This window comes from Streptomyces sp. NPDC045021 (genome assembly GCF_056432645.1).
On sequence record NZ_JBWKIQ010000002.1, the window covers coordinates 857,167 to 876,172 of the forward strand.

Below are 19,006 nucleotides of genomic sequence, written 5' to 3' on the forward strand. Positions count from 1 at the left end.
GACATGCGCAGTTGGCTGCGGAACAGGGCCCGTCGGGCCGGTGACGAGGGGATCTCCACCATCGAGGTGGTGATCCTCGCACCGGTCATGATCCTGTTCATCCTCGTCCTGGTCGCCTTCGGACAGCTGGTCGACGGCCGGGGCGCGGTGGACGGCGCCGCGCGCGACGCCGCGCGGGCCGGTTCGCTGCAGCGCGACGGCACGACGGCGATGAGCCAGGCCCAGGACGCGGCCGAGGCGGATCTGAAGGACACCTGCCTCGACCACCCGACGGTCACGAAGAAGAGCAAGGGCTTCGTGGCGGGCGAGCTCTTCTCCGTCGAGGTGACCTGCACCATCCGCGGATTCGGGGTCCTGGGGCTCGACATCCACAACACGATCACCTCCACCGGAGCCTCACCGCTCGACCCGTACCGGAGGGCAGCACCGTGAGGTGGCTGAAGACGCGACGCACCGCGACGCTCGACGAAAGCGGCTCGGCAACCGCGACGCTCGACGAAAGCGGAGCCGGCGCCGCTGCGCTCGACGATCGCGGTTCCGGGACCGCGGCGATGCTCATGTTCGCTTTGGTGTTCATGACGCTCGCCGCCTTCGTCGTGGACGGCGGCCTGTCGATCCACAAGCGCGAGCGCGCCGCCGACATCGCGGAGCAGGCGGCCCGTTACGCGGCCCAGGACATCGACGTGGAGGCGCTGCGGAACGCGCCCGCTGGCACCGCGCCGCGCATCAACACCGCGAACTGCACCGACCGGGTCCGCCAATTCGCCTCGGAGTCCGGGCTCAGCATCCAGGACGCCGCCGCCTCGGGTTGCGACATGGCCAAGACCACCGACCAGCATGTAGAGGTGAGGATCCAGCTCACCTACAGTCCCACCCTGACCGGTTTCTTCTACACCAAGGACTTCACGGTCCACGGGACGGCGGCAGCCGAGATCGCCACCGGCTGACCCGGCTTCCACCGCCGACCGCAGCCGGAACCGTCCAGCACCTCCACCGCAGCATCGAAGGCAGAAGGCAGAGGAACGAGCCCATGGCACGCACGACCGCCAGCCGGCGACCGGCCCAACCGGCTCAACCGGGCCGGCCGCAGCCGCCACGGCGCCGCCGTACGTTCGGGGACGTCGTCCGCGCGCTCATGGCGTTCCTCGCGCTCGCCGTTCTGGTGGTGGGTGTGCCGGGCGCACTGCTGTACATCATCGGTTCGCCGCTGCCGAGCGAGTTCTCGATGGACGTGCTGCGCGAGCCGATCACGACGGACACGTTCATCAACGTGCTGGCGGTCGTGGTCTGGTTGGCGTGGGCGCAGTTCGCGGCGTGCGTGATCGTGGAGGCGAAGGCCGCGATCTCCGGGATCGGGATGCCGTCGCGGGTACCCGCGTCCGGGCCGAGCCAGTTGCTGGCGCGCCAGTTGATCGCGGCGCTGCTGCTGATCGGCGCGAGCGCCGCCAGCCTCACGCCGGGGCTCGCGCAACTCGGCAACCTGCACGACCAGCCGCACCGGGGCGGCCCGGCCGTGACCGCACAGCAGACGCCGGGGCAGGTGCAGCAGCACCAGCAGAACGCGGCCGGTGCGCAGCAGCAGGGCGGCGGGCCCGCCTCCACGACGGTGACGCCGGGTGCGGCCGCCGCCGCCGAGGCCGGCAAGGCGGCGACGAAGTTCTACCGGATCCAGCCGCCCGAGGGCCGGCACCACGATTCGCTGTGGGAAATAGCCGAACGCCACCTCGGCGACGGCCGCCGCTACAACGAGATCTACCAGCTCAACAAGGACCGGGCGCAGCCCGACGGTTCGAAGCTGTCCAAGGCAAGCCTGATCCGGCCCGGCTGGATCATGGAGATGCCGGCCGACGCGCACGGCGGCGACCTCGTGCAGATGCCGGTCGCGGCGCCGAAGACCGCTCCTGACGTGAAGCACTACGCCGAGCGCGGTGGGGTCAAGGACACGACGGCCGAGGGCGCGCACGCGGAGTATGCCGCGCCCGCTCCGGCCCAGACCCCGGCCCAACTGCCGGTCCAGGGGCCCGCCCACCACGAGCAGACCCCAGCCGCGCCGTCCGTCGGCGAGCAGTCCGGATCCCACGGCTTCGGCCTGCCCGAGGCGCTCATCGGCGCCCCGCTGCTGGCCGCCGGCCTCCTCGCCGCGCTGGGCCGGCGCCGCCGTACCGCGCTGTGGCAGTCGGTCACCGCGGGCGCCGTCCGTACGCCCCGCACCCCCACCGGGCCCGAGGCCGACGCCGCGGACGCGCTGCGGATCGGCGCGGACCCCGACACCGTCGCGTTCCTCGACCGCGCGCTGCGCGCCCTGTCGGCGCGGCTCGCCTCGGAGGGCGGCAAGCTGCCCACGGTCTACGCGGCGTGGCTCACCGCCGACTCGCTCCACCTCCAGCTGGCCTGGCCCGAGGGCCAGCCGCCCGCGCCCTGGCAGCTCGGCCAGGACCAGACGTTCTGGCGGCTGGACCGGGCGGACCTGCCGGCCGACGCGGACGTCTCGGCCAGCGCCCCGTACCCGGGCCTGGCCGCCCTCGGCACCCTCGACGGCGCCCGGCTGATGCTCAACCTCGAAGCGGTGCCCGGCATCGTGTCGCTGACCGGCGCCCGCGCCGACCGCGAGGCGGTACTCGCCGCTGTCGCCGCCGAACTGGCCACCAACGGCTGGTCGGACCGGATGACGGTGACGCTGGTGGGCTTCGCCGAGGACCTCACGGCGCTCGCGCCGGCCCGGATCCGGCACCTCGCGGATGTCCCCGAGGTCATCGAGACGATGGCCGCCGAGACCGCGCAGCGCTCCGGCGCGCTGCGTACCGCCGGCCAGGACAACGTGCTGACCGGCCGGACCGGCAGCGCCCAGCACACCCAGCGCGCCCCGCACCTCGTCCTGATCGCCACCGAGCCCACCGAGGAGGAGGCCGACAAGCTCGCCGAACTCGCCGCCGACTCCGGGCGGTTGGGCATCGGCTATCTCGTCGCCTCGGGTCGCGACAACCTGCCGGGCGCCGCGTGGGCGCTCGAGATCACCCCCGCGGGCCGGCTGCTCGCCCCGCTCCTCGGCCTGGACCTGGAGGCGCAGCTCCTCCCGGCCGCCCAGTACCAGGCGGTCCTCGGGCTGTTCGCGGCGGCCGACCCGGACCGCGAACCGTCCGCCTCCGTCCCGCCGTTCATGGTCGACCTCACCGACCAGGGCCGGCCCGGGGTGTACGCGCGCCTCCTCGGCCCGTTCGAACTCATCGGTCTCGAAACCCCCGAGGCGGGGCGCAGCCTGCTCCTCCACGAGGCGCTGGCGCTGCTCCTCCTGCACCGCGAGGGCGTCCACCCGCGGGTCCTGGCCTCTGCGCTCTGGCCGCGCGGCGTCACCGACGACGTGCGCGACGCGCTCATCGACCGGCTGCGGGAGTGGCTCGGCACCGACCCCGACGGCTCGTCGCGGATGTCGTACGACGCCACCGGCCGCCTCGTGCTGTCCAGTTCGGTCGTCTCCGACTGGGACGTCCTGCAGACCCTGCACCACGCGGCCTCCGAGGGCCCCGGCGCCAACGACCCGCAGACCCGTCGTCGCCTCCTGGCCGACGCCCTCGCCCTGGCCCGCGGCTCCCTCCTGGAGGACCGCGCCCCTGGCCGCTACGGCTGGCTCGCCCACGAGATCGTCGACGCCCAGCACCCGGTGCTCGTCGCGGAGGTCGCCCTCGCCCTCGCGGGCCTGCACCTGGACGCGGGCAAGCCCAAGGCGGCCGTCGCCGCCGTCCAGACCGCCCTGGCGGTCACCGGCTCCGACGAGCGACTCTGGCTCGCCCTCCTGCACGCCACCCACGCCACCGGCGACCCCGCCCGCCTCGAAGCGGCCGCGGAATCCCTCCTGGCCCGCAACCAGTCCCTCAACGGCGCGGCCCGCGGCCTGCCGCCCCGCGTCGAAGCCCTCCTGGACGAACTCCTCCCGGCCTGGCGCGGCAGCATCGCCAACTGACCTTCCGGAGCCGGGCGCCGGGCTTCGGCCCGCCGCCCGCGCGTCCGCACGCCCGGGTGCCCGTCAGGGTCAGCCCTTCGCCACCGCCGTCAGGATTTCCGGGAGGCGGTTGAGGAAGCGGGGGGCGGTGAAGTGGAGGGAAGCGGTGGCCAGGGTCAGGGCGTAGAGGGCGCCGACCGGGAGGAGCGTCCAGAGGTACGCGTGCAGGTCGGCGACGTGGAGGTAGATGGTCAGGCCGACGAGCGGGAGGCAGCAGGCCGCTCCCGTGAGGCCGCCGCCGAACAGGCTCATGGCGGCGAGGCCGCCCTGGCCGGGGGCGGAGTTGCCGAAGGGGTTGTTCTGGGGGAGGGCGTAGGGGAAGCGGACGCTGGCGAAGGCGCCGGCGGCGATGAGTGCACCCAGCAGGGCGAAGGACAGGCCCAGGGTTTCCGGGATGGCGCGCGGACGGCCGAGGAGCAGGGCCGAGCCGATGGTGACGACCGTGACGTACGGGACGGCGACGGTCGCCAGGGCCAGTGCGCGGGCGCGCAGTTCCGCGTGGGCGTCGGCGCGGGTGGAGATGGTGGAGGCGACGGTCCAGAAGGCGGAGCCGTCGACACCGAACTGGTTGTACATCTGCATGCCGAGGAGCCCGGCGGCCCAGCACGCCGAGTAGATGCTGCCGTGCTGGACGGCGGCCACGATCGGCAGCAGCAGTCCGACGGCCAGCGCCGTCGCCCAGGCCGCCTTGGAGCGCGGATCGCGCCAGGCGTAGCGGAACTGGCGTTCCATGACGGTGCCGGTGCGGCCGGTGGGCAGCAGCGCGGCCAGCCGGCCGCCGCCGGTGCCCGCCTCCTTCTCCGCGGCCTGGAGGGTGGAGGCGTCGGGGGTGACCATCAGCCGGTACAGGCTGTGGTGCCACCAGCGGATCACCAGGGCGAGGACGGCCGCGACGTAGAGGAGATCGAGGACGGCGAGCCCGTAGGAGCCCTCGGCCGCGGCGCGGACCGCGTCTATCGCGGGGGCGGGCGGCAGCCAGCGGACCACGGAGGCCAGGGACTTGACGCGCTCCAGGCCGTCGGACGAGGCGAGCGAGCTGGCGCCGAGGTTGACGAGCTGCGCGCCGACCGCCACGAACAGGCCGCTGAGCAGCGCGAGGTCGCGGCCCTTGCGGCTGGTGAGCAGGCGGGTGTTGGCGGCGGCGACGGCGCGCGACAGCGCCACGCACAGCAGCAGCACGAGGGCGACGGCGACGACCGCGACGACCAGCGAGGCCGCGTTGCCCGCCAGCGCGGACACCGCGCCCGCCGTCACGATGACGGTGAAGACCGGTCCGACGCCCAGCAGCGACGAGATCAGCAGGGCGGAGATCAGCGGCCGCGGGCGCAGCGGCAGCATGGCGAGGCGGGTGGGGTCGAGGGTGTCGTCGCCGCCGAAGAGGAAGAGCGGCATGACGGCCCAGCCGATGACGAGGACGACGGCCAGCCCGACGGCGGCCGCCGGCCCGTACTCGCTGCCGCGCAGTGCGATCATCCCGACGCCCATCGCGAGCGCGTACAGCATCGCGAAGACGACACCGACGATCCAGCCGATGGTGCGGCCGGTGGACTGCCGCAGCCCGTTGCGGATGATGGCGAGCTTGAGGCGGATGAAGACCGGAGTGACCGAGGGGGCGGACGGCGACGGTTGGACCGACGGGGCGGACGGCGTGCCGGTCGCGCTCATCGTGCGCCACCCAGCCAGTCGAGGTCCTGGCCGCCGCGTTCGGTCGCGCCGACGAGCGACAGGAACGCGTCCTGGAGGGAGGCGGCTTCGCCCCGGACGTCGGCGATCGGGCCCTGGGCGACGATCCGGCCCGCGGCCATCACCGCGACCCAGTCGCAGAGGCTCTCCACGAGCTCCATGACGTGGGAGGAGAAGACGACGGTGGCGCCCGACCGGGTGTACCGCTCCAGGACACCCCGGATGACCTGGGCGGAGACCGGGTCGACGCCTTCGAAGGGCTCATCGAGGAAGAGCACTTCGGGGTTGTGGAGCAGGGCCGCGGCCAGCCCGATCTTCTTTCGCATACCGGTCGAGTAGTCGACGACCAGCTTGTTCTGCGCGGCGGAGAGGTCGAGGACGTCGAGCAGCTGCGCCGCGCGCTTGTCGACCTCGGCGCCGGGCAGACCGCGCAACCGGCCGGTGTAGGCGAGCAGTTCGCGACCCGACAGGCGTTCGAACAGGCGCAGTCCTTCGGGGAGCACACCGATGCGCGACTTCACACCGACGGGGTCGGTCCAGACGTCGTGGCCGGTGATCAGGACGGTGCCGTCGTCGGGCCGGAGCAGGCCGGTGACCATGGACAGGGTGGTGGTCTTGCCGGCGCCGTTCGGGCCGACGAGACCGATGAACCGTCCGGCCGGGAGTTCGAGGTGGATGCCGGCCACCGCCACCTGCTCACCGAAGCTCTTCCACAGGTTGTGGACACTGACCGCGTAGCCGTGATCCGGTGCGCCCTGGTCCGGCGCGCCCTCGTCGGGTCCCCCCGGCTCCAATGTCTTCGGCATGTTGCGCCGTCCTTCCCCGTGGAGACCGCTGATCCACGGGGAAGCCTAGGGCAGGCTCGCTAGCGGGTTCGGCCGGCCGCCGCTTCACGGCCGCATGCGTACGCCAGCGGGCTCAGCAGCTCCTCGACGTCGGGGAGCCAGCGGTTGAGGGCGGTGGGCTGGCGTGCCCACTGCACGGAGCCACCGGTGCCGGTACGGGTGGGCGGGGACGGGACGAAGTCGCCCTCGCCGCGGACCACGAGGTCCAGGGAGGCGGGCGGCCAGCCGAGCTTGCGCAGCAGGTCGGGGACCTTGACGGTCGCGCCGGGCAGCACCAGGAAGATCAGCCGCCGGTTGGGGGTGCAGAGCACCGGGCCCAGCGGCAGGTCCATGCGTTCCATGCGGGCGAGGGCGAGGCAGCCGGCCACCTCGGGGACGTCGATCGCGTCGAAGGTTCGTCCGGTCGGCAGCAGGATCGACGCACGCGGCTGCTTGGACCACATCCGGCGCACCGCGACGGCGCTGCCGCTGGCCTGCGTCGCCCAGTCGGGGCGGGTCGGGTGCGCGCCGGGCGCCGGGCAGGCGGGGGAGTCGCAGGAGCAGCGGGACCCGCTGCCGACGTCCTCCAGCCAGGAGCCGGGCAGCACGTCCCAGTGCCGCTCCTCCGCGTATCGGACCGCTGTGTCGAGCAGTTGGTCGGTGAGCTGCTGCGGGGGGGCTCCGATGGTGTCTTCCACGCGCTGCACAACTACGTCCGTCACCAAGGGTTACGGGGTGAAGCCGCGGCTCATCGCGGGCGCACGGGTGCACGGCCGGGGGCGCGTGCGAGAAGGCGGCCTCGGATGCGGGTAGTCCCTGGTGGGTGCGTTGACGTACGCCCTGGGAAGAAATGCCGGGAAAACGGTGAATTCACGTCATGTGTGCTGGGCATTGATCTCTTGACGAAGATCGCCAGGGTCACCAGGGGGAAGCGGGGCGACGGGCGCGTGCCCGGGTGTCCCGCGCTGAAGGAGGGGCACGACATGGCCGCACGACCACTGGTGGCGCGGCAGCCGAACGAACGGCTGCAGGCGCTCATCCAGGAAGCCGGCTGCTCCAACGCCGGTCTGGCCCGCCGGGTCAACATGTGCGGGGCCGAGCACGGCCTCGACCTGCGCTACGACAAGACGTCCGTGGCCCGCTGGCTGCGCGGTCAGCAGCCGCGCGGCCGGGCCCCGGCCATCATCTCCGAGGCGCTGGGCCGCAAACTCGGCCGCGCCGTCTCCATCGACGAGATCGGCATGGCCAACGGCAAGAACCTCGCCACCGGTATCGGGCTGCACTTCGCTCCCACCGTCCTCGGCGCGATCGAGCAGGTCTGCGAGCTGTGGCGCAGCGACGTCGGCCGCCGGGACTTCCTCACCGGGTCCTCGGTGGCCGCCTCGGCCCTCGTCGAGCCCAGCCGCGACTGGCTGATCACCCGCACCGACGGCGCCGTGGCGCGCGCCGGCGGCTCGCGGGTCGGCAAGGCGGACGTGGAGGCGGTGCGGGCCACGACGAAGGCGCTCGTCGACCTGGACCACCGCTTCGGCAGCGGCCATGTGCGGCCGGTCGTCGTGCACTACCTCAACAGCGTCGTGTCGGGCCTGCTGGCGGGCTCGTACCGGGAGGCGACCGGGCGTCAGCTCTTCGCCTCCGTCGCGCGGTTGACGGAACTCGCCGGGTACATGGCCGTCGACACCGGGCAGCCGGGGCTCGCGCAGCGCTACTACATCCAGGCGCTGCGGCTCGCGCAGGCCGCAGGGGACCGCGGGTACGGCGGGTACGTGCTGGCCGCCGGCATGAGCCATCTCGCCGAGACGCTCGGCAATCCGCGCGAGATCGCGCAACTCGCGCGGGCCGCGCAGGAGGGCGCGCGCGGGCAGGTCACCCCCACGGCGCAGGCGATGTTCTACGCCGCGGAGGCCCGCGGGCACGCGCTGCTCGGTGACGCCCGGACATTCGCCTCGGTCGCCGGGCAGGCCGTCGACGCGCTCGAACACTCCAACCCGGACGACGACCCGGACTGGATCTCCCACTTCGACCAGGCCTATCTGGCCGACGAGTTGGCGCACGGCCACCGCGACCTCGGCCAGGCCGCCCCGGCCGCCCGGCGCGCCGAGGAGTCCCTCGCGGGGCATCCCCCGACACGGGTGCGCCGCCGCGCGATCGGCCTGCTCCTGCTCGCCGACGCCCAGGTGCAGCAGCGCGAGATCGAGCAGGCCTGCCACACGGGCACCGAGGCGGTGGCGCTGCTGACCGGGCTGCGCTCCAACCGCGGTGCCGAGTACCTCGACGACTTCCGCCGCCGTCTCGAACCGTACGGAGCGGAGCCCGCGGTACGGGAGTTCGGCGCCCATCTGCAGGAGCAGGAGGCGGCGGCGTAGCCTCCCGGAGGCTCCACCAAGGGGTGCGCCACCTGTGCGTTCGCGGTACCGGCGGAATCGCCACCCGCCGGAATCGTTACCGGAACGACATCGCCGCGCACAGCGGCCCAAGAGACGTCCGATACCTCGCCATTCGGTCCTTCCCCGTCGTCAACGTGGCCGTGCCGGGCCTTCGCCCGATCGGGTGCGTGGTGGGTTCTCAGGCTGACCCGGTAGCGTGAGCCGTCGAGTCCGATGACGGGTCCGACGACGGGGTAAAGGCGGGAGTTCCGGCGATGCACAGCGGACACGGCGACGAGACGCCGGACGATCAGTACCGGCAGAGCCCGGGGACACCCGAGCCCCGCAGGGGTGTGGTGCTGCCACCGGAGCAGCCGCCGCAGCACTACGGCGACCAGGTACGGCCCGCCGGCGGGCAGCCGTGGGACCGTACGCCGGGCGCCGCGCAGCCGATGCCGCCCGAGGCCGGCGCGGGGGCGGACGCGACGATGATGTTCCCGCCGTACCCGCAGGCCACTCCGCCGGCTCCCCCGATGCCGCCCGCACCGCCCGCGATGCCCCCGACGCCGCCGATGGCGGCCCCGCCGGTGCAGGAGGCGGACGCCACCCAGTTCCTGCCCCCGTACCCGCGCTCGTCGCCGCCCGCGGAGCCGTTCACCCCTGACCCGTTCCATCCCGAGCCGTTCGCGCCGGAACCCTTCGCACCGGAACCTTTCGCGCCCGCGCAGCCCGGGGACGGGGCCGGGCCCGGGGGGTACCCCGCCGAGAGCGAGGCGGAGGCCACCAGGCACCTGTCGCTCTCGATCTTCGACGAACCGTCCTACGACCAGCCGCAGGCGCCCCCGTACGAGGAGCCGTACGATGCGCCGCAGCCCGCCCCGCCGGGCGACTACGACCACCTGTACCGGCAGGACGGCCCCCGGCAGCAGCCGCGGCCGGAGCCGCGCCAACCGCAGTACCGCGTCCAGGCCGCGGCGCAGGCTCCGACGCCCGCCCCGGGCTACGCGGACCCCTACGACGGCTCCAACGGCCCGAACGGTGTGAACGGCCCGAACGGTGGCGGCGGTGGCGGATCGCGCCGCCGGCTCTCGGCGGCCGCGGTGATCGGCATCGTCGTCGGCGGCTGCGCCCTGGCCGGACTGGCAGCGGGCGCCGCGCTCAGCATGGGCGGCGGTGACGACAGCGAGGACACGGCCAAGGGCGGCAAGACACCGGCCGCGTCGACCGGAGCGTCCGCGCCGACGGGCGCCGGTGACGACGCGGCGACGAAGCAGGCGAAGTCCCTGGACGCGCTGCTCAAGGACAGCGGCAGCAGCCGGTCCTCGGTGGTGAGCGCGGTGGAGTCGATCAAGTCCTGCAAGAACCTGGGTCAGGCGGCGAGCGACCTGCGCGCGGCGGCCGGCCAGCGCGGCACCCTCGTCACCCGCCTCGCGGCCCTGCAGGTGGACCAGCTGCCGCAGCACGCCGAACTGACCGAGGCGCTCAACAAGGCGTGGGCGGCGTCGGCCGCGGCCGACAACGCGTACGCCTCCTGGGCGGACCAGGCGGCGAGCGACGGCAAGACCTGCAAGGGCGGCCACGCGAAGGGCACGCCGGTGAAGTCGGTGGGCGACCGCGAGAGCGGCAGCGCGACGGCGCAGAAGAAGCGTGCCGTCCGCATCTGGAACGCGATCGCGAAGCAGCACAGCCTGACCGAGCGCGAGTACTCCCAGCTCTGAGCCGACGATCGGGCGCCCGCACCTTGCCGGGCGCCCGCCGTTATGGACAGTTGTGAACCGCTTTAGATGGTTGTGCTCCGCTATTCCATGTTCCGGTTCGCAGGGCGGGCCAGCGTCGGCGCCATGTCCACGAATCCGGTGCGGGCGGCGACCAAGCGCCCGTCACGGACGACCTGGTAGACGACCTTCGCATTCACCATCCGCGGGTGGCCCGGCACCGGGAGCATGTCCTCGTCGCGCCAGGCCAGGTCCGGGGTGAGGCCGTCGGTGGAGATGCCGGTCGCCTTGTCCAGCGCGCGCTTGAGGCTCATGGGGTTGACCTCCTCCTCGCCCATCGCCCGGACGGCCGCGGTGAAGACCGAGTACGCGATCCAGGTGGTCTGGACGCCGGGGTCGGCGACGTCGATCCGGTTGTCACCGAAGGCGTACTTCTTCACGACCTCCTTCATCGCGTCCCACTTGGGATCCGAGGTCGGCGGGTACCAGCCGGTGGCGAACGCGTTCTCCAGCGGGCTGTTCTTCCCGCCGGTGCTGTCGATGAGCGACTGCTGGATGCTGCCGATCACCGAGGAGAACCGCACGTCCGGCAGCTCGTTGCCGAGCCGCCGCAGCGAGTCGATGAACGTGTCCGTACGGTCGCCGAGCACGGCCGCGACACAGGAGTCCTTGGGGGCGCTGCCGACCGCCCGCTGGGCGACGCCGGTGTACTCGGTGGAGTCGTCGGCCGTCGGCAGGTCGTTGGCGGCGGGCCGGCCGCCGGCCTTGAGCCCGGCGTCGAGGAAGAGCGGGAACTGGTCGCCGACGATGGTGTCGGGCCGCACCAGGCTCACCTTGGAGCAGGAGCCGGCCAGCTGCTTCCCGTTGCCCGTCAGCAGGGCCGGCAGGCCGCCGTTGACGGGGTAGGACAGCGGGCTCTGGAACTCCTCCTGGGTGATCCCGTACCCCCCGATGTACGGGATCCCGGCCGCTTCCAGCGTGGAGATGCTCGGGTGCTCGCTGTACGAGCCGAGGACGGCGACCGCGCCCTCGTCCGTCGCCCGCTTCGCGCACTTGGCGGCTTCGACCGAGTCGTTCTGGTCGTTGCAGGTGAGGACCTTCAGTTCGCGGCCGTTGAGCCCGCCCGAGTCGTTGATCTGGGCGGCGAACGCCTGGGCCATGGCGGGCATTCCGGGCATGTTTGTCGATTTTGTCCCGTCTGGCGCCCAGGTCATGACGACCACGGGTCCCGGGGAGCCCCCCGCGCCCCCCGGGATGACGCCGCAGCCGCTGATCAGCGCCGCGCAGGTCGTCGAAACAGCCAACAGGACAGCCTTGCGCGAACGCCGCTCAGTCATGAACATGGACGTTTCCGTTCCGCACCCAACGCGGGGGTGACCCCGGGAGAACGCACCGTCACGTTCAGGTGAATTACAGGTGCGGATTCGAGGGAACGTACGATCGGTCACCGTGCAGACTTCGGAGAAGACTTCCCGCCGCGGTGCCCGCTCCTCCACGATGGGGGGCATGCCGCTCAATGACATGCCTTGGTGGCGCTGGCGCAGCAATGTGCGCTCGGCGCTGCACATGATCAGCGACCCGGTGTTCCAGCAGGAGTGCTGGCTCGCCGGGGCGCCCGGTTTTGGCGACGTCACCGACGCCGTCTACCGTCTCGTCGAGGACACCTGGCTCGACAACTGGTCCGCCGAGAAGTACGTCGGCACGATCTTCCGCGACTCGCAGGAGGCCGCGCTCGTCGACGTCGCGGTGCTGCGGGTGCTGAAGATCCTGCACCAGGTGGGCGCGGACGCGCCGGTCAGCACCTACCTGGAGCACCACGCCTGGCCGGAGGCGGTCCGTGCCGCCCGTGAGGCGCACGTCAAGCTCGCGACGGCCGACGGGGACGACGTGGACGCGCCGCCGCGCTCCCTCGACGTCCTGGCGATCTACACGCGTACCGCCTGACGGACAGCCGCGCCGCCCCGGCCGTGGCGTGTGCGAGGCTTGCCAGGTGAACGAGCCGGAATATGTGCTGACGCTGTCCTGTCCCGACAAGCAGGGCATTGTGCATGCCGTGTCGAGCTATCTCTTCATGACCGGCTGCAACATCGTGGACAGCCAGCAGTTCGGGGACCAGGACACCGGACTGTTCTTCATGCGCGTGCACTTCACGGCCGAGCCGCCGGTGGACCCGGACAAGCTGCGCGCCAGCTTCGCGGCGATCGGCAGCGCCTTCCAGATGGACTGGCAGCTGCACCCCGCGGACGAGAAGATGCGCGTCGTTCTCATGGTCAGCAAGTTCGGGCACTGCCTGAACGATCTGCTCTTCCGCACCCGGATCGGTGCGCTGCCCGTCGAGATCGCGGCCGTGGTCTCCAACCACACGGACTTCGAGGAGCTCGTCGGCTCGTACGGCATCCCCTTCCACCACATCCCGGTGACCGCCGGCACCAAGGACGTGGCGGAGGCCCGGCTGCTGGAGCTGGTCGAGGCGGAGCGCGTGGACCTGGTGGTGCTGGCCCGCTACATGCAGGTCATCTCCGACGACCTCTGCAAGCGGCTGCCCGGACGGATCATCAACATCCACCACTCGTTCCTGCCGAGTTTCAAGGGCGCCAAGCCCTACCACCAGGCGCACGCTCGCGGGGTGAAGCTGATCGGCGCGACCGCGCACTACGTGACGGCTGCCCTCGACGAGGGCCCGATCATCGAGCAGGAAGTCGAGCGGGTGGGCCACGAGGTCACCCCCGAGCAGCTCGTGGCGATCGGCCGTGACGTCGAGTGCCAGGCGCTGGCGCGCGCGGTGAAGTGGCACAGCGAGCACCGCGTCCTGATCAACGGGCACCGCACGGTCGTCTTCGCCTGACGCGCGGTGCCCGGGGCCGGGGGAGGGGGCCGGGGCATTCCCCGGCCCGGCCGGTCAGGCGCCGGCGCCCAGCTCCTTGTAGCGGGCCTGGCAGACGTCGAAGTCCGGCAGCCGGCCGCCGTCACGCATCTCCGCGAAGCTGGGGGCGGCCGCGTCCCGGGCGGACAGCTGGGGCGCGCCGGTCTGCCAGTCGATGCCGAGCTCCGGGTCGAGCGGGTGCACACCGTGCTCCTTGTCGGGACGGAAGACGTCCGAGACGAGGTACGAGAGCGTGGCGTCGTCGCTGAGGGCGCAGAAGCCGTGGCCCATGCCCTCCGCGATGTAGAGGGCCTTGCGGTCCACGTCGTCCAGCCGGACGCCCTCCCACTGACCGAAGGTGGGCGAGCCGACCCGCAGGTCGACCACGACGTCGAGCACCGCGCCGCGTACGCACGTCACGTACTTGGACTGGCCCATGGGGACGTCGGCGAAGTGGATGCCGCGTACGACGTCCTTCGACGACACCGACATGTTGGCCTGCGCGAGCCGCATCGGGTGCCCGACCTCGGCCTCCAGCCGGTCGAAGCGATACCACTCCAGGAACAGGCCGCGCGGGTCGCCGTGCTGCTGGGGGGTGATCTCCCAGGCGCCGTGGAAGGAGAGCGGTCGGATGTTCATCGCGGGAGGTCCTCTTCGAGGGCGAGCGTGTTGATCAGGTAGTCGCCGTAGCCGCTCTTCAGCAGCGGTTCGGCCAGCTTGCGCAGCTGCTCGGAGTCGATGAACCCCATCCGCCAGGCGGTCTCCTCGACGCAGCCGAGCTTGAGGCCCTGCCGCTCCTCGATGACCCGGACGTACTCGGAGGCCTGGACGAGGGAGTCGAAGGTGCCGGTGTCCAGCCAGGCGGTGCCGCGGTCCAGCACCGAGACGCGGAGCTTGCCCTGCTTCAGGTAGGTGGCGTTGACCTCGGTGATCTCCAGTTCGCCGCGCGCGCTGGGCTGGAGGCTGTTGGTGATCTCCACGACCTGGCTGTCGTAGAAGTAGAGCCCCGGCACCGCGAACCGCGACTTCGGCCGCTCCGGCTTCTCCTCGATCGACAGCGCGTTGCCGTGCTCGTCGAACTCGACGACGCCGTACGCGGTGGGGTCCTTCACCTGATAGGCGAAGATCACGCCGCCGTCGGGGGAGCTGTGGTCCTGCAATTGCCGCCCGAGGCCCGCGCCGTGGAAGATGTTGTCACCGAGAATGAGCGCCACCGGCTCGCCGCCGATGAAGTCCGCACCGATCTGGAATGCCTGGGCGATTCCACCGGGATTCGGCTGGGTGCGGTATTCGATATTGATGCCGAATTGCGAGCCGTCGCCGAGGAGTCGGCGGAACTGCTCCTGGTCCTGCTCGGTGGTGATGAGCAGTATGTCGCGAATTCCCGCCATCATGAGCGTCGACAGCGGGTAATAGACCATCGGCTTGTCGTAGACCGGCATCAGCTGCTTGGAGACCGCTTTGGTGATCGGCCACAGCCGGGACCCGGTCCCGCCGGCGAGGAGGATACCACGCATGTTGTTTCTACTTTCTCCGGCGGCAGGCGGCCGATGACTGCTCGGCATCGCCCCTGCACTCGGGGAACGGCTAGAGTTACGGCGAAGCAAACCATCTTACGCCGCCCCCCAGTAGGGGCCTGACTGGACTCTGGCACTCATGAACATTCTTGTTACCGGTGGCGCCGGATTCATCGGCTCGCAGTTCGTCCGCGCAGTCCTGTCAGGGGAGATGCCGGGGCTGGAGGACGCCTCCGTCACCGTACTGGACAAACTCACCTACGCCGGCAATCCCGCGAACCTCGCTCCGGTCGCCCACCTGCCCGGTTACCGGTTCGCGCACGGCGACATCTGCGACGCGGACTTCGTCGCCTCCGTCCTGCCCGGTCATGACGCGGTGGTGCACTTCGCCGCGGAATCCCACGTCGACCGCTCGATCACCGGTGCGGCCGCGTTCGTCACCACGAACGTGCTCGGCACCCAGACCCTGCTGGACGCCGCCCACAAGCTCGGCATCGGCCGCTTCGTGCACGTGTCCACGGACGAGGTGTACGGCTCGATCAGCGAGGGCTCGTGGACCGAGGACTGGCCGCTCGCGCCCAACTCCCCGTACGCCGCGGCCAAGGCGGGCTCCGATCTGATCGCGCTCGCCTACCACCGCACGCACGGGATGGACGTGGTGGTCACCCGCTGCTCCAACAACTACGGGCATCACCACTTCCCCGAGAAGATGATCCCGCTGTTCGTGACGAACCTGCTGGACGGCAAGAAGGTCCCGCTCTACGGCGACGGCAGCAACATCCGCGACTGGCTGCACGTCTCCGACCACTGCCGGGGCATCGCGCTCGCGCTGCAGGGCGGCAAGGCCGGTGAGGTGTATCACATCGGTGGCGGCACCGAGTTGACGAACAAGGAGCTCGCCGGCCGGCTGCTGGAAGCCTGCGGCGCCGACTGGGACATGGTCCAGTACGTCGAGGACCGCAAGGGTCACGACCTGCGCTACTCCCTGGACATCAGCAAGTCCCGCGCCGAGCTGGGCTACGAGCCGCTGATCAGCTTCGACCAGGGCCTCGCCGACACCGTCGCCTGGTACCGCGACAACCGGTCCTGGTGGGAGCCGCTGAAGGCCAAGGCGGCGCTTTCATGAGCGGTGCTCCGAGCAACGGCCCGACCGCGGACGCCGGCGTCACCCGCTGGCTGGTGACGGGGGCCGGCGGCATGCTCGGCCAGGAGGTCGTGGCGGCGCTCTCCCACCCGTCGCCCGCCACCACCCCTCCACAGAACCGCTTCGCGCTGCCCCTTCCTATTCCGGCCGCCGCCGTCACCGCCGCCACCCGCGCCGACCTCGATCTGACCGACCCCACGGCGCTGCTCGCGGCGGTCCGCGGCCACCGGATCGTGGTCAACGCCGCCGCCTGGACGGACGTCGACGGCGCGGAGGCCGACGAGGCCGCCGCCACCGTCGTCAACGGTGACGGGGTGCGCCATCTCGCCGCCGCCTGCGCCGCGGCGGGCGCGCTGCTGATCCATGTCTCCACGGACTACGTCTTCCCCGGCGATGCCGAGAAGCCGTACGGCGAGGACGACCCGACCGGGCCCGTCAACGCCTACGGCCGCAGCAAGCTCGCGGGTGAACTCGCGGTCGCCGAGCTGCTGCCCGACAGCGGCTACACCGTCCGCACGGCGTGGCTGTACGGCGCGCACGGCCGCAACTTCGTCGCGACCATGCTGAAGCTGGCGGCCACCCACGAGACGCTCGACGTCGTCAACGACCAGCTCGGCCAGCCCACCTGGGCCCGCGCGCTGGCTGTCCGGCTCACCGAGCTGGGCCGCGCCGCGCTCGCGGGCGACGCGCCGGCCGGCGTGTACCACGGCACGGCCTCCGGCCAGGCCACCTGGTACGACCTGGCCCGCGCCGCGTTCGAGCTGTCGGGGCTCGACCCCGAGCGGATCCGTCCCACCACGGCCGACAAGTTCGTCCGGCCGGCCAAGCGCCCGGCCTACAGCGTGCTGGGCCACGACCGCTGGGCGGCCGCCGGGCTGCCGGCGATGGCCGACTGGCGTGCGGAACTGGAAGCCGCGGTCGCGGCGGGAACGTTCCCCGCCGGAGCCTGAGTCCCACCGGCCGCCGGCCGCACGGCGAAAGACCGCAGAACGACAGAGGAGGGGCACCCGCCCGAGCGGGTGCCCCTCCTCTGTTTCATCGGGTTACGGCTGGTCCTTGCGCCAGGTGTACTCGCAGCCGTGCAGCAGCGCGTCCGCCTCCGGCGGGGACTTCGGGTTGAGCTTGCGCGGCGGGTCGCAGGTGCCGTGCGGGGCGAACTTGGAGCAGGTGCCGTCCGGCTTCGCGATCCGGTGCGCCTGGTAGGCGAGCCGCCCCATGGTGCTGACGCCCTTCGGGTTCTCCGGGAAGAAGGGGTCGGACTGGGCGGAGGCCGCCATGCCGGTGAGCACCACGGTGGCGGCCAGTACGCCGATCGCGGCGTAGCGGCCCGCGTTGCGGGACGAGGCCGGCGACTGCAGCGCGGGGATCGCGGCGAGCCGCTCCTTGACGCGCTCGCCGGTCAGGACGCAGGCGAGGCCGAAGAGCGCGAGACCGCAGTAGAGCAGCGTCTGGTAGGTGCGGGGGAAGAGCTGGACCGCCTGGTCGCGCTCCATGTGGGACGCGAAGAAGAAGCGGATCGCCCACGCGCTGCCGAAGCAGGCGACGACGCCGATGACGGCGGAGCGGCGCAGCCCCACGGTGAGCGCCACCGCGACGCCGACCATCATCAGCGCGGTGAACACCCCGACGCCGCCGAGTTCACCCGGCGGCGGCCACATGCCGGGCAGGTTGGCGTTGCGCGTGTAGAACGGCGTCATCGCGATGTAGCCGGGGTCGACCAGCGTCAGCGTCGAGCAGAAGCGGTCCTTGGTGCTGTCCGCCGCCGACAGCAGCATGTAGCCGTACTTGCCGCCGATGATCAGGAACGCCAGCAGGGCCGTCCCGAGGAACGTGCCGGCCCGGAGCATCCCGTCACGCCCGGAGCGCCAGGGGAAGAGCCCGACGATGGCGAGCAGTATCCCCGGTGCGGACCAGACGTGCCACCCGGAGTAGACGATGAACAGGATGCCGAGCATCGCGCCGACGGCCGCGCCCCGCCATGCCACGGCCGGGTACGGCCGGCGCGGGGAATTGCGCATCAGCTGCAGGAGCTTGGCGAGCAGCGGGATGAGGACGACGAGGACCAGCGGGCTGTACGGCTTGTAGACCACGACCGAGGGGATGCCGGCCAGCATGCCGACGCCGAGGGCCGGCAGCGGCCGCAGGAACATCCGCCAGGCCAGGTACGCGGCCGGGCCGGTGAGCGCGATCGAGATGATCAGGATCCACTTGAGGGCGAACGCCGACTGGTGGTTGCTGACGAAGTGGTCGGCCCAGAACGCGGTCAGGTGCGGCAGCACCGGCGGGTAGATGTTGACCATGTGGCCGGTCTGCTGGATCTGGGTGGCCCACGCCTCCAGGCGCCCGTTGTCGCCGCTCTGGCCGTTCAGCGGCCAGGGGGTGTCGCGCAGGGCGACGACCTGTCCGCCGGCCGTCATGCCCGTCGCCAGTCCGGCGATGGCGGCGCAGACCAGGCGCAGCACGATGCGGTGCACGCGCGGGCTGGCCTTGAAGACCGACCAGAGGACGAGGGCGAGCAGTGGCAGCGCCACCGCGATGAGCCGGAACTGCAGCGCTGCCAGCCCGCTGACCTGACCGATCCGGGTCATCGGGTTGACCGCGATGGTGGTGCTCCACCGGGCGAAGGCGAGAGCGGCCACGATCGCGACGGCGAACTCGGCCGCGATCATCGCCAGCCGTTTGCGCCAGGGCTTGAAAGCGGCAGCGGCGGTGCTGAGCACCCCTGCTGCTCCTGGCGCCCTCGGCGCTTCGGTCGGTGTCATATCTCAGTCAGCTCCAGCGATCCGGTCGGTCGTCCTGGCGACGGCGTGACCGTCTACGAGGTCATATGCGTGTGCCGGAGCCGGACGGATGAGGCGGTCGGCGTGCTCACCGCCGTCTTCACGTGTGAGGTGCTG

Annotated in this window: 16 protein-coding genes; 9 read left to right on the forward strand and 7 right to left on the reverse strand. The window is 71.9% G+C overall.

What is annotated here, in order from left to right:
* The first annotated feature begins 3 nt into the window (after positions 1-3).
* The 3 genes from AC07DC_RS11055 (at position 4) to AC07DC_RS11065 (ending at position 3,958) form a co-directional block, all read left to right on the forward strand.
* Positions 4-432: a TadE/TadG family type IV pilus assembly protein gene (locus tag AC07DC_RS11055; RefSeq protein ID WP_478913943.1), complete on the forward strand. Its 429-nt coding sequence runs from the start codon at positions 4-6 to the stop codon at positions 430-432.
* On the forward strand, positions 429-947 hold the full coding sequence (locus AC07DC_RS11060; RefSeq protein WP_478913944.1) for a pilus assembly protein TadG-related protein: 519 nt from the start codon (positions 429-431) through the stop codon (positions 945-947). The genes AC07DC_RS11055 and AC07DC_RS11060 overlap by 4 nt, the downstream gene beginning before the upstream one ends.
* 83 nt (positions 948-1,030) lie before the next feature.
* The gene (locus AC07DC_RS11065) at positions 1,031-3,958 is read left to right on the forward strand and encodes a LysM peptidoglycan-binding domain-containing protein (RefSeq protein ID WP_478913946.1); all 2,928 of its coding nucleotides are present in this window, start codon (positions 1,031-1,033) and stop codon (positions 3,956-3,958) included.
* Between the two features lie 69 nt (positions 3,959-4,027).
* On the opposite strand, the gene AC07DC_RS11070 is transcribed toward AC07DC_RS11065, so the two are convergent.
* From AC07DC_RS11070 to AC07DC_RS11080, 3 genes are read right to left on the reverse strand one after another with little or no spacing between them, the layout of a single operon-like run.
* Entirely contained in the window at positions 4,028-5,662 is a 1,635-nt protein-coding gene (locus AC07DC_RS11070) for a transporter (protein ID WP_478913947.1), read from the reverse strand.
* On the reverse strand, positions 5,659-6,486 hold the full coding sequence (locus AC07DC_RS11075; protein ID WP_478913949.1) for an ABC transporter ATP-binding protein: 828 nt from the start codon (positions 6,484-6,486) through the stop codon (positions 5,659-5,661). Before AC07DC_RS11075 ends, AC07DC_RS11070 begins: the two co-directional genes overlap by 4 nt.
* 59 nt (positions 6,487-6,545) lie before the next feature.
* Entirely contained in the window at positions 6,546-7,202 is a 657-nt protein-coding gene (locus tag AC07DC_RS11080) for a bifunctional DNA primase/polymerase (RefSeq protein WP_478913951.1), read from the reverse strand.
* 285 nt (positions 7,203-7,487) lie between these two features.
* Here AC07DC_RS11080 and AC07DC_RS11085 point away from each other — a divergent pair, with 285 nt between their 5' ends.
* Both AC07DC_RS11085 and AC07DC_RS11090 read left to right on the forward strand, forming a co-directional pair.
* Positions 7,488-8,870, forward strand: coding sequence for a transcriptional regulator (locus AC07DC_RS11085; RefSeq protein WP_478913953.1), 1,383 nt, complete (start codon positions 7,488-7,490; stop codon positions 8,868-8,870).
* 275 nt (positions 8,871-9,145) lie between these two features.
* Complete coding sequence (locus AC07DC_RS11090) at positions 9,146-10,588, forward strand: hypothetical protein (RefSeq protein ID WP_478913955.1); 1,443 nt, start codon at positions 9,146-9,148, stop codon at positions 10,586-10,588.
* Between the two features lie 80 nt (positions 10,589-10,668).
* Here the strand turns inward: AC07DC_RS11090 and AC07DC_RS11095 are convergent, their stop codons facing one another.
* Positions 10,669-11,928, reverse strand: a complete 1,260-nt coding sequence (locus AC07DC_RS11095) for an ABC transporter substrate-binding protein (protein ID WP_478913956.1) — start codon at positions 11,926-11,928, stop codon at positions 10,669-10,671.
* 154 nt (positions 11,929-12,082) lie between these two features.
* On the opposite strand from AC07DC_RS11095, the gene AC07DC_RS11100 reads away from it, so the two are divergent.
* Together AC07DC_RS11100 and purU are read left to right on the forward strand one after the other, a co-directional pair.
* Positions 12,083-12,529 (forward strand): SCO4402 family protein, encoded by a 447-nt coding sequence (locus AC07DC_RS11100; RefSeq protein ID WP_478914120.1) that lies wholly within the window; start codon positions 12,083-12,085, stop codon positions 12,527-12,529.
* Positions 12,530-12,575: 46 nt separating this feature from the next.
* Positions 12,576-13,430, forward strand: coding sequence for a formyltetrahydrofolate deformylase (gene purU, locus AC07DC_RS11105; RefSeq protein WP_478913958.1), 855 nt, complete (start codon positions 12,576-12,578; stop codon positions 13,428-13,430).
* Positions 13,431-13,484: 54 nt separating this feature from the next.
* On the opposite strand, the gene rfbC is transcribed toward purU, so the two are convergent.
* Both rfbC and rfbA read right to left on the reverse strand, forming a co-directional pair.
* Positions 13,485-14,087 carry a dTDP-4-dehydrorhamnose 3,5-epimerase gene (rfbC, locus tag AC07DC_RS11110; RefSeq protein ID WP_138353537.1) on the reverse strand — a complete coding sequence of 201 codons (603 nt, stop codon included), beginning with the start codon at positions 14,085-14,087 and terminating at the stop codon, positions 13,485-13,487.
* Entirely contained in the window at positions 14,084-14,965 is an 882-nt protein-coding gene (gene rfbA, locus AC07DC_RS11115; protein WP_478913960.1) for a glucose-1-phosphate thymidylyltransferase RfbA, read from the reverse strand. The genes rfbC and rfbA overlap by 4 nt, the downstream gene beginning before the upstream one ends.
* A 139-nt stretch (positions 14,966-15,104) precedes the next feature.
* Between rfbA and rfbB the strand changes: the two genes are divergently transcribed.
* Both rfbB and rfbD read left to right on the forward strand, forming a co-directional pair.
* Positions 15,105-16,091 (forward strand): dTDP-glucose 4,6-dehydratase, encoded by a 987-nt coding sequence (gene rfbB / locus AC07DC_RS11120; protein WP_478913962.1) that lies wholly within the window; start codon positions 15,105-15,107, stop codon positions 16,089-16,091.
* On the forward strand, positions 16,088-17,059 hold the full coding sequence (gene rfbD / locus AC07DC_RS11125) for a dTDP-4-dehydrorhamnose reductase (protein ID WP_478913964.1): 972 nt from the start codon (positions 16,088-16,090) through the stop codon (positions 17,057-17,059). The genes rfbB and rfbD overlap by 4 nt, the downstream gene beginning before the upstream one ends.
* A 93-nt stretch (positions 17,060-17,152) precedes the next feature.
* Here the strand turns inward: rfbD and AC07DC_RS11130 are convergent, their stop codons facing one another.
* Positions 17,153-18,829, reverse strand: a complete 1,677-nt coding sequence (locus tag AC07DC_RS11130; RefSeq protein ID WP_478913966.1) for a hypothetical protein — start codon at positions 18,827-18,829, stop codon at positions 17,153-17,155.
* Positions 18,830-19,006 lie beyond the last annotated feature (177 nt).

Bases quoted from the DNA above. Each gene is read 5' to 3' on its own strand.
- AC07DC_RS11055 (WP_478913943.1), top strand. From the start codon at position 4: ATGCGCAGTTGGCTGCGGAACAGGGCCCGTCGGGCCGGTGACGAGGGG.
- AC07DC_RS11065 (WP_478913946.1), top strand. From the start codon at position 1,031: ATGGCACGCACGACCGCCAGCCGGCGACCGGCCCAACCGGCTCAACCG.
- AC07DC_RS11070 (WP_478913947.1), bottom strand. From the start codon at position 5,662: ATGAGCGCGACCGGCACGCCGTCCGCCCCGTCGGTCCAACCGTCGCCG.
- AC07DC_RS11075 (WP_478913949.1), bottom strand. From the start codon at position 6,486: ATGCCGAAGACATTGGAGCCGGGGGGACCCGACGAGGGCGCGCCGGAC.
- AC07DC_RS11085 (WP_478913953.1), top strand. From the start codon at position 7,488: ATGGCCGCACGACCACTGGTGGCGCGGCAGCCGAACGAACGGCTGCAG.
- AC07DC_RS11090 (WP_478913955.1), top strand. From the start codon at position 9,146: ATGCACAGCGGACACGGCGACGAGACGCCGGACGATCAGTACCGGCAG.
- AC07DC_RS11095 (WP_478913956.1), bottom strand. From the start codon at position 11,928: ATGTTCATGACTGAGCGGCGTTCGCGCAAGGCTGTCCTGTTGGCTGTT.
- AC07DC_RS11100 (WP_478914120.1), top strand. From the start codon at position 12,083: ATGGGGGGCATGCCGCTCAATGACATGCCTTGGTGGCGCTGGCGCAGC.
- rfbC (WP_138353537.1), bottom strand. From the start codon at position 14,087: ATGAACATCCGACCGCTCTCCTTCCACGGCGCCTGGGAGATCACCCCC.
- rfbA (WP_478913960.1), bottom strand. From the start codon at position 14,965: ATGCGTGGTATCCTCCTCGCCGGCGGGACCGGGTCCCGGCTGTGGCCG.
- rfbB (WP_478913962.1), top strand. From the start codon at position 15,105: ATGAACATTCTTGTTACCGGTGGCGCCGGATTCATCGGCTCGCAGTTC.
- rfbD (WP_478913964.1), top strand. From the start codon at position 16,088: ATGAGCGGTGCTCCGAGCAACGGCCCGACCGCGGACGCCGGCGTCACC.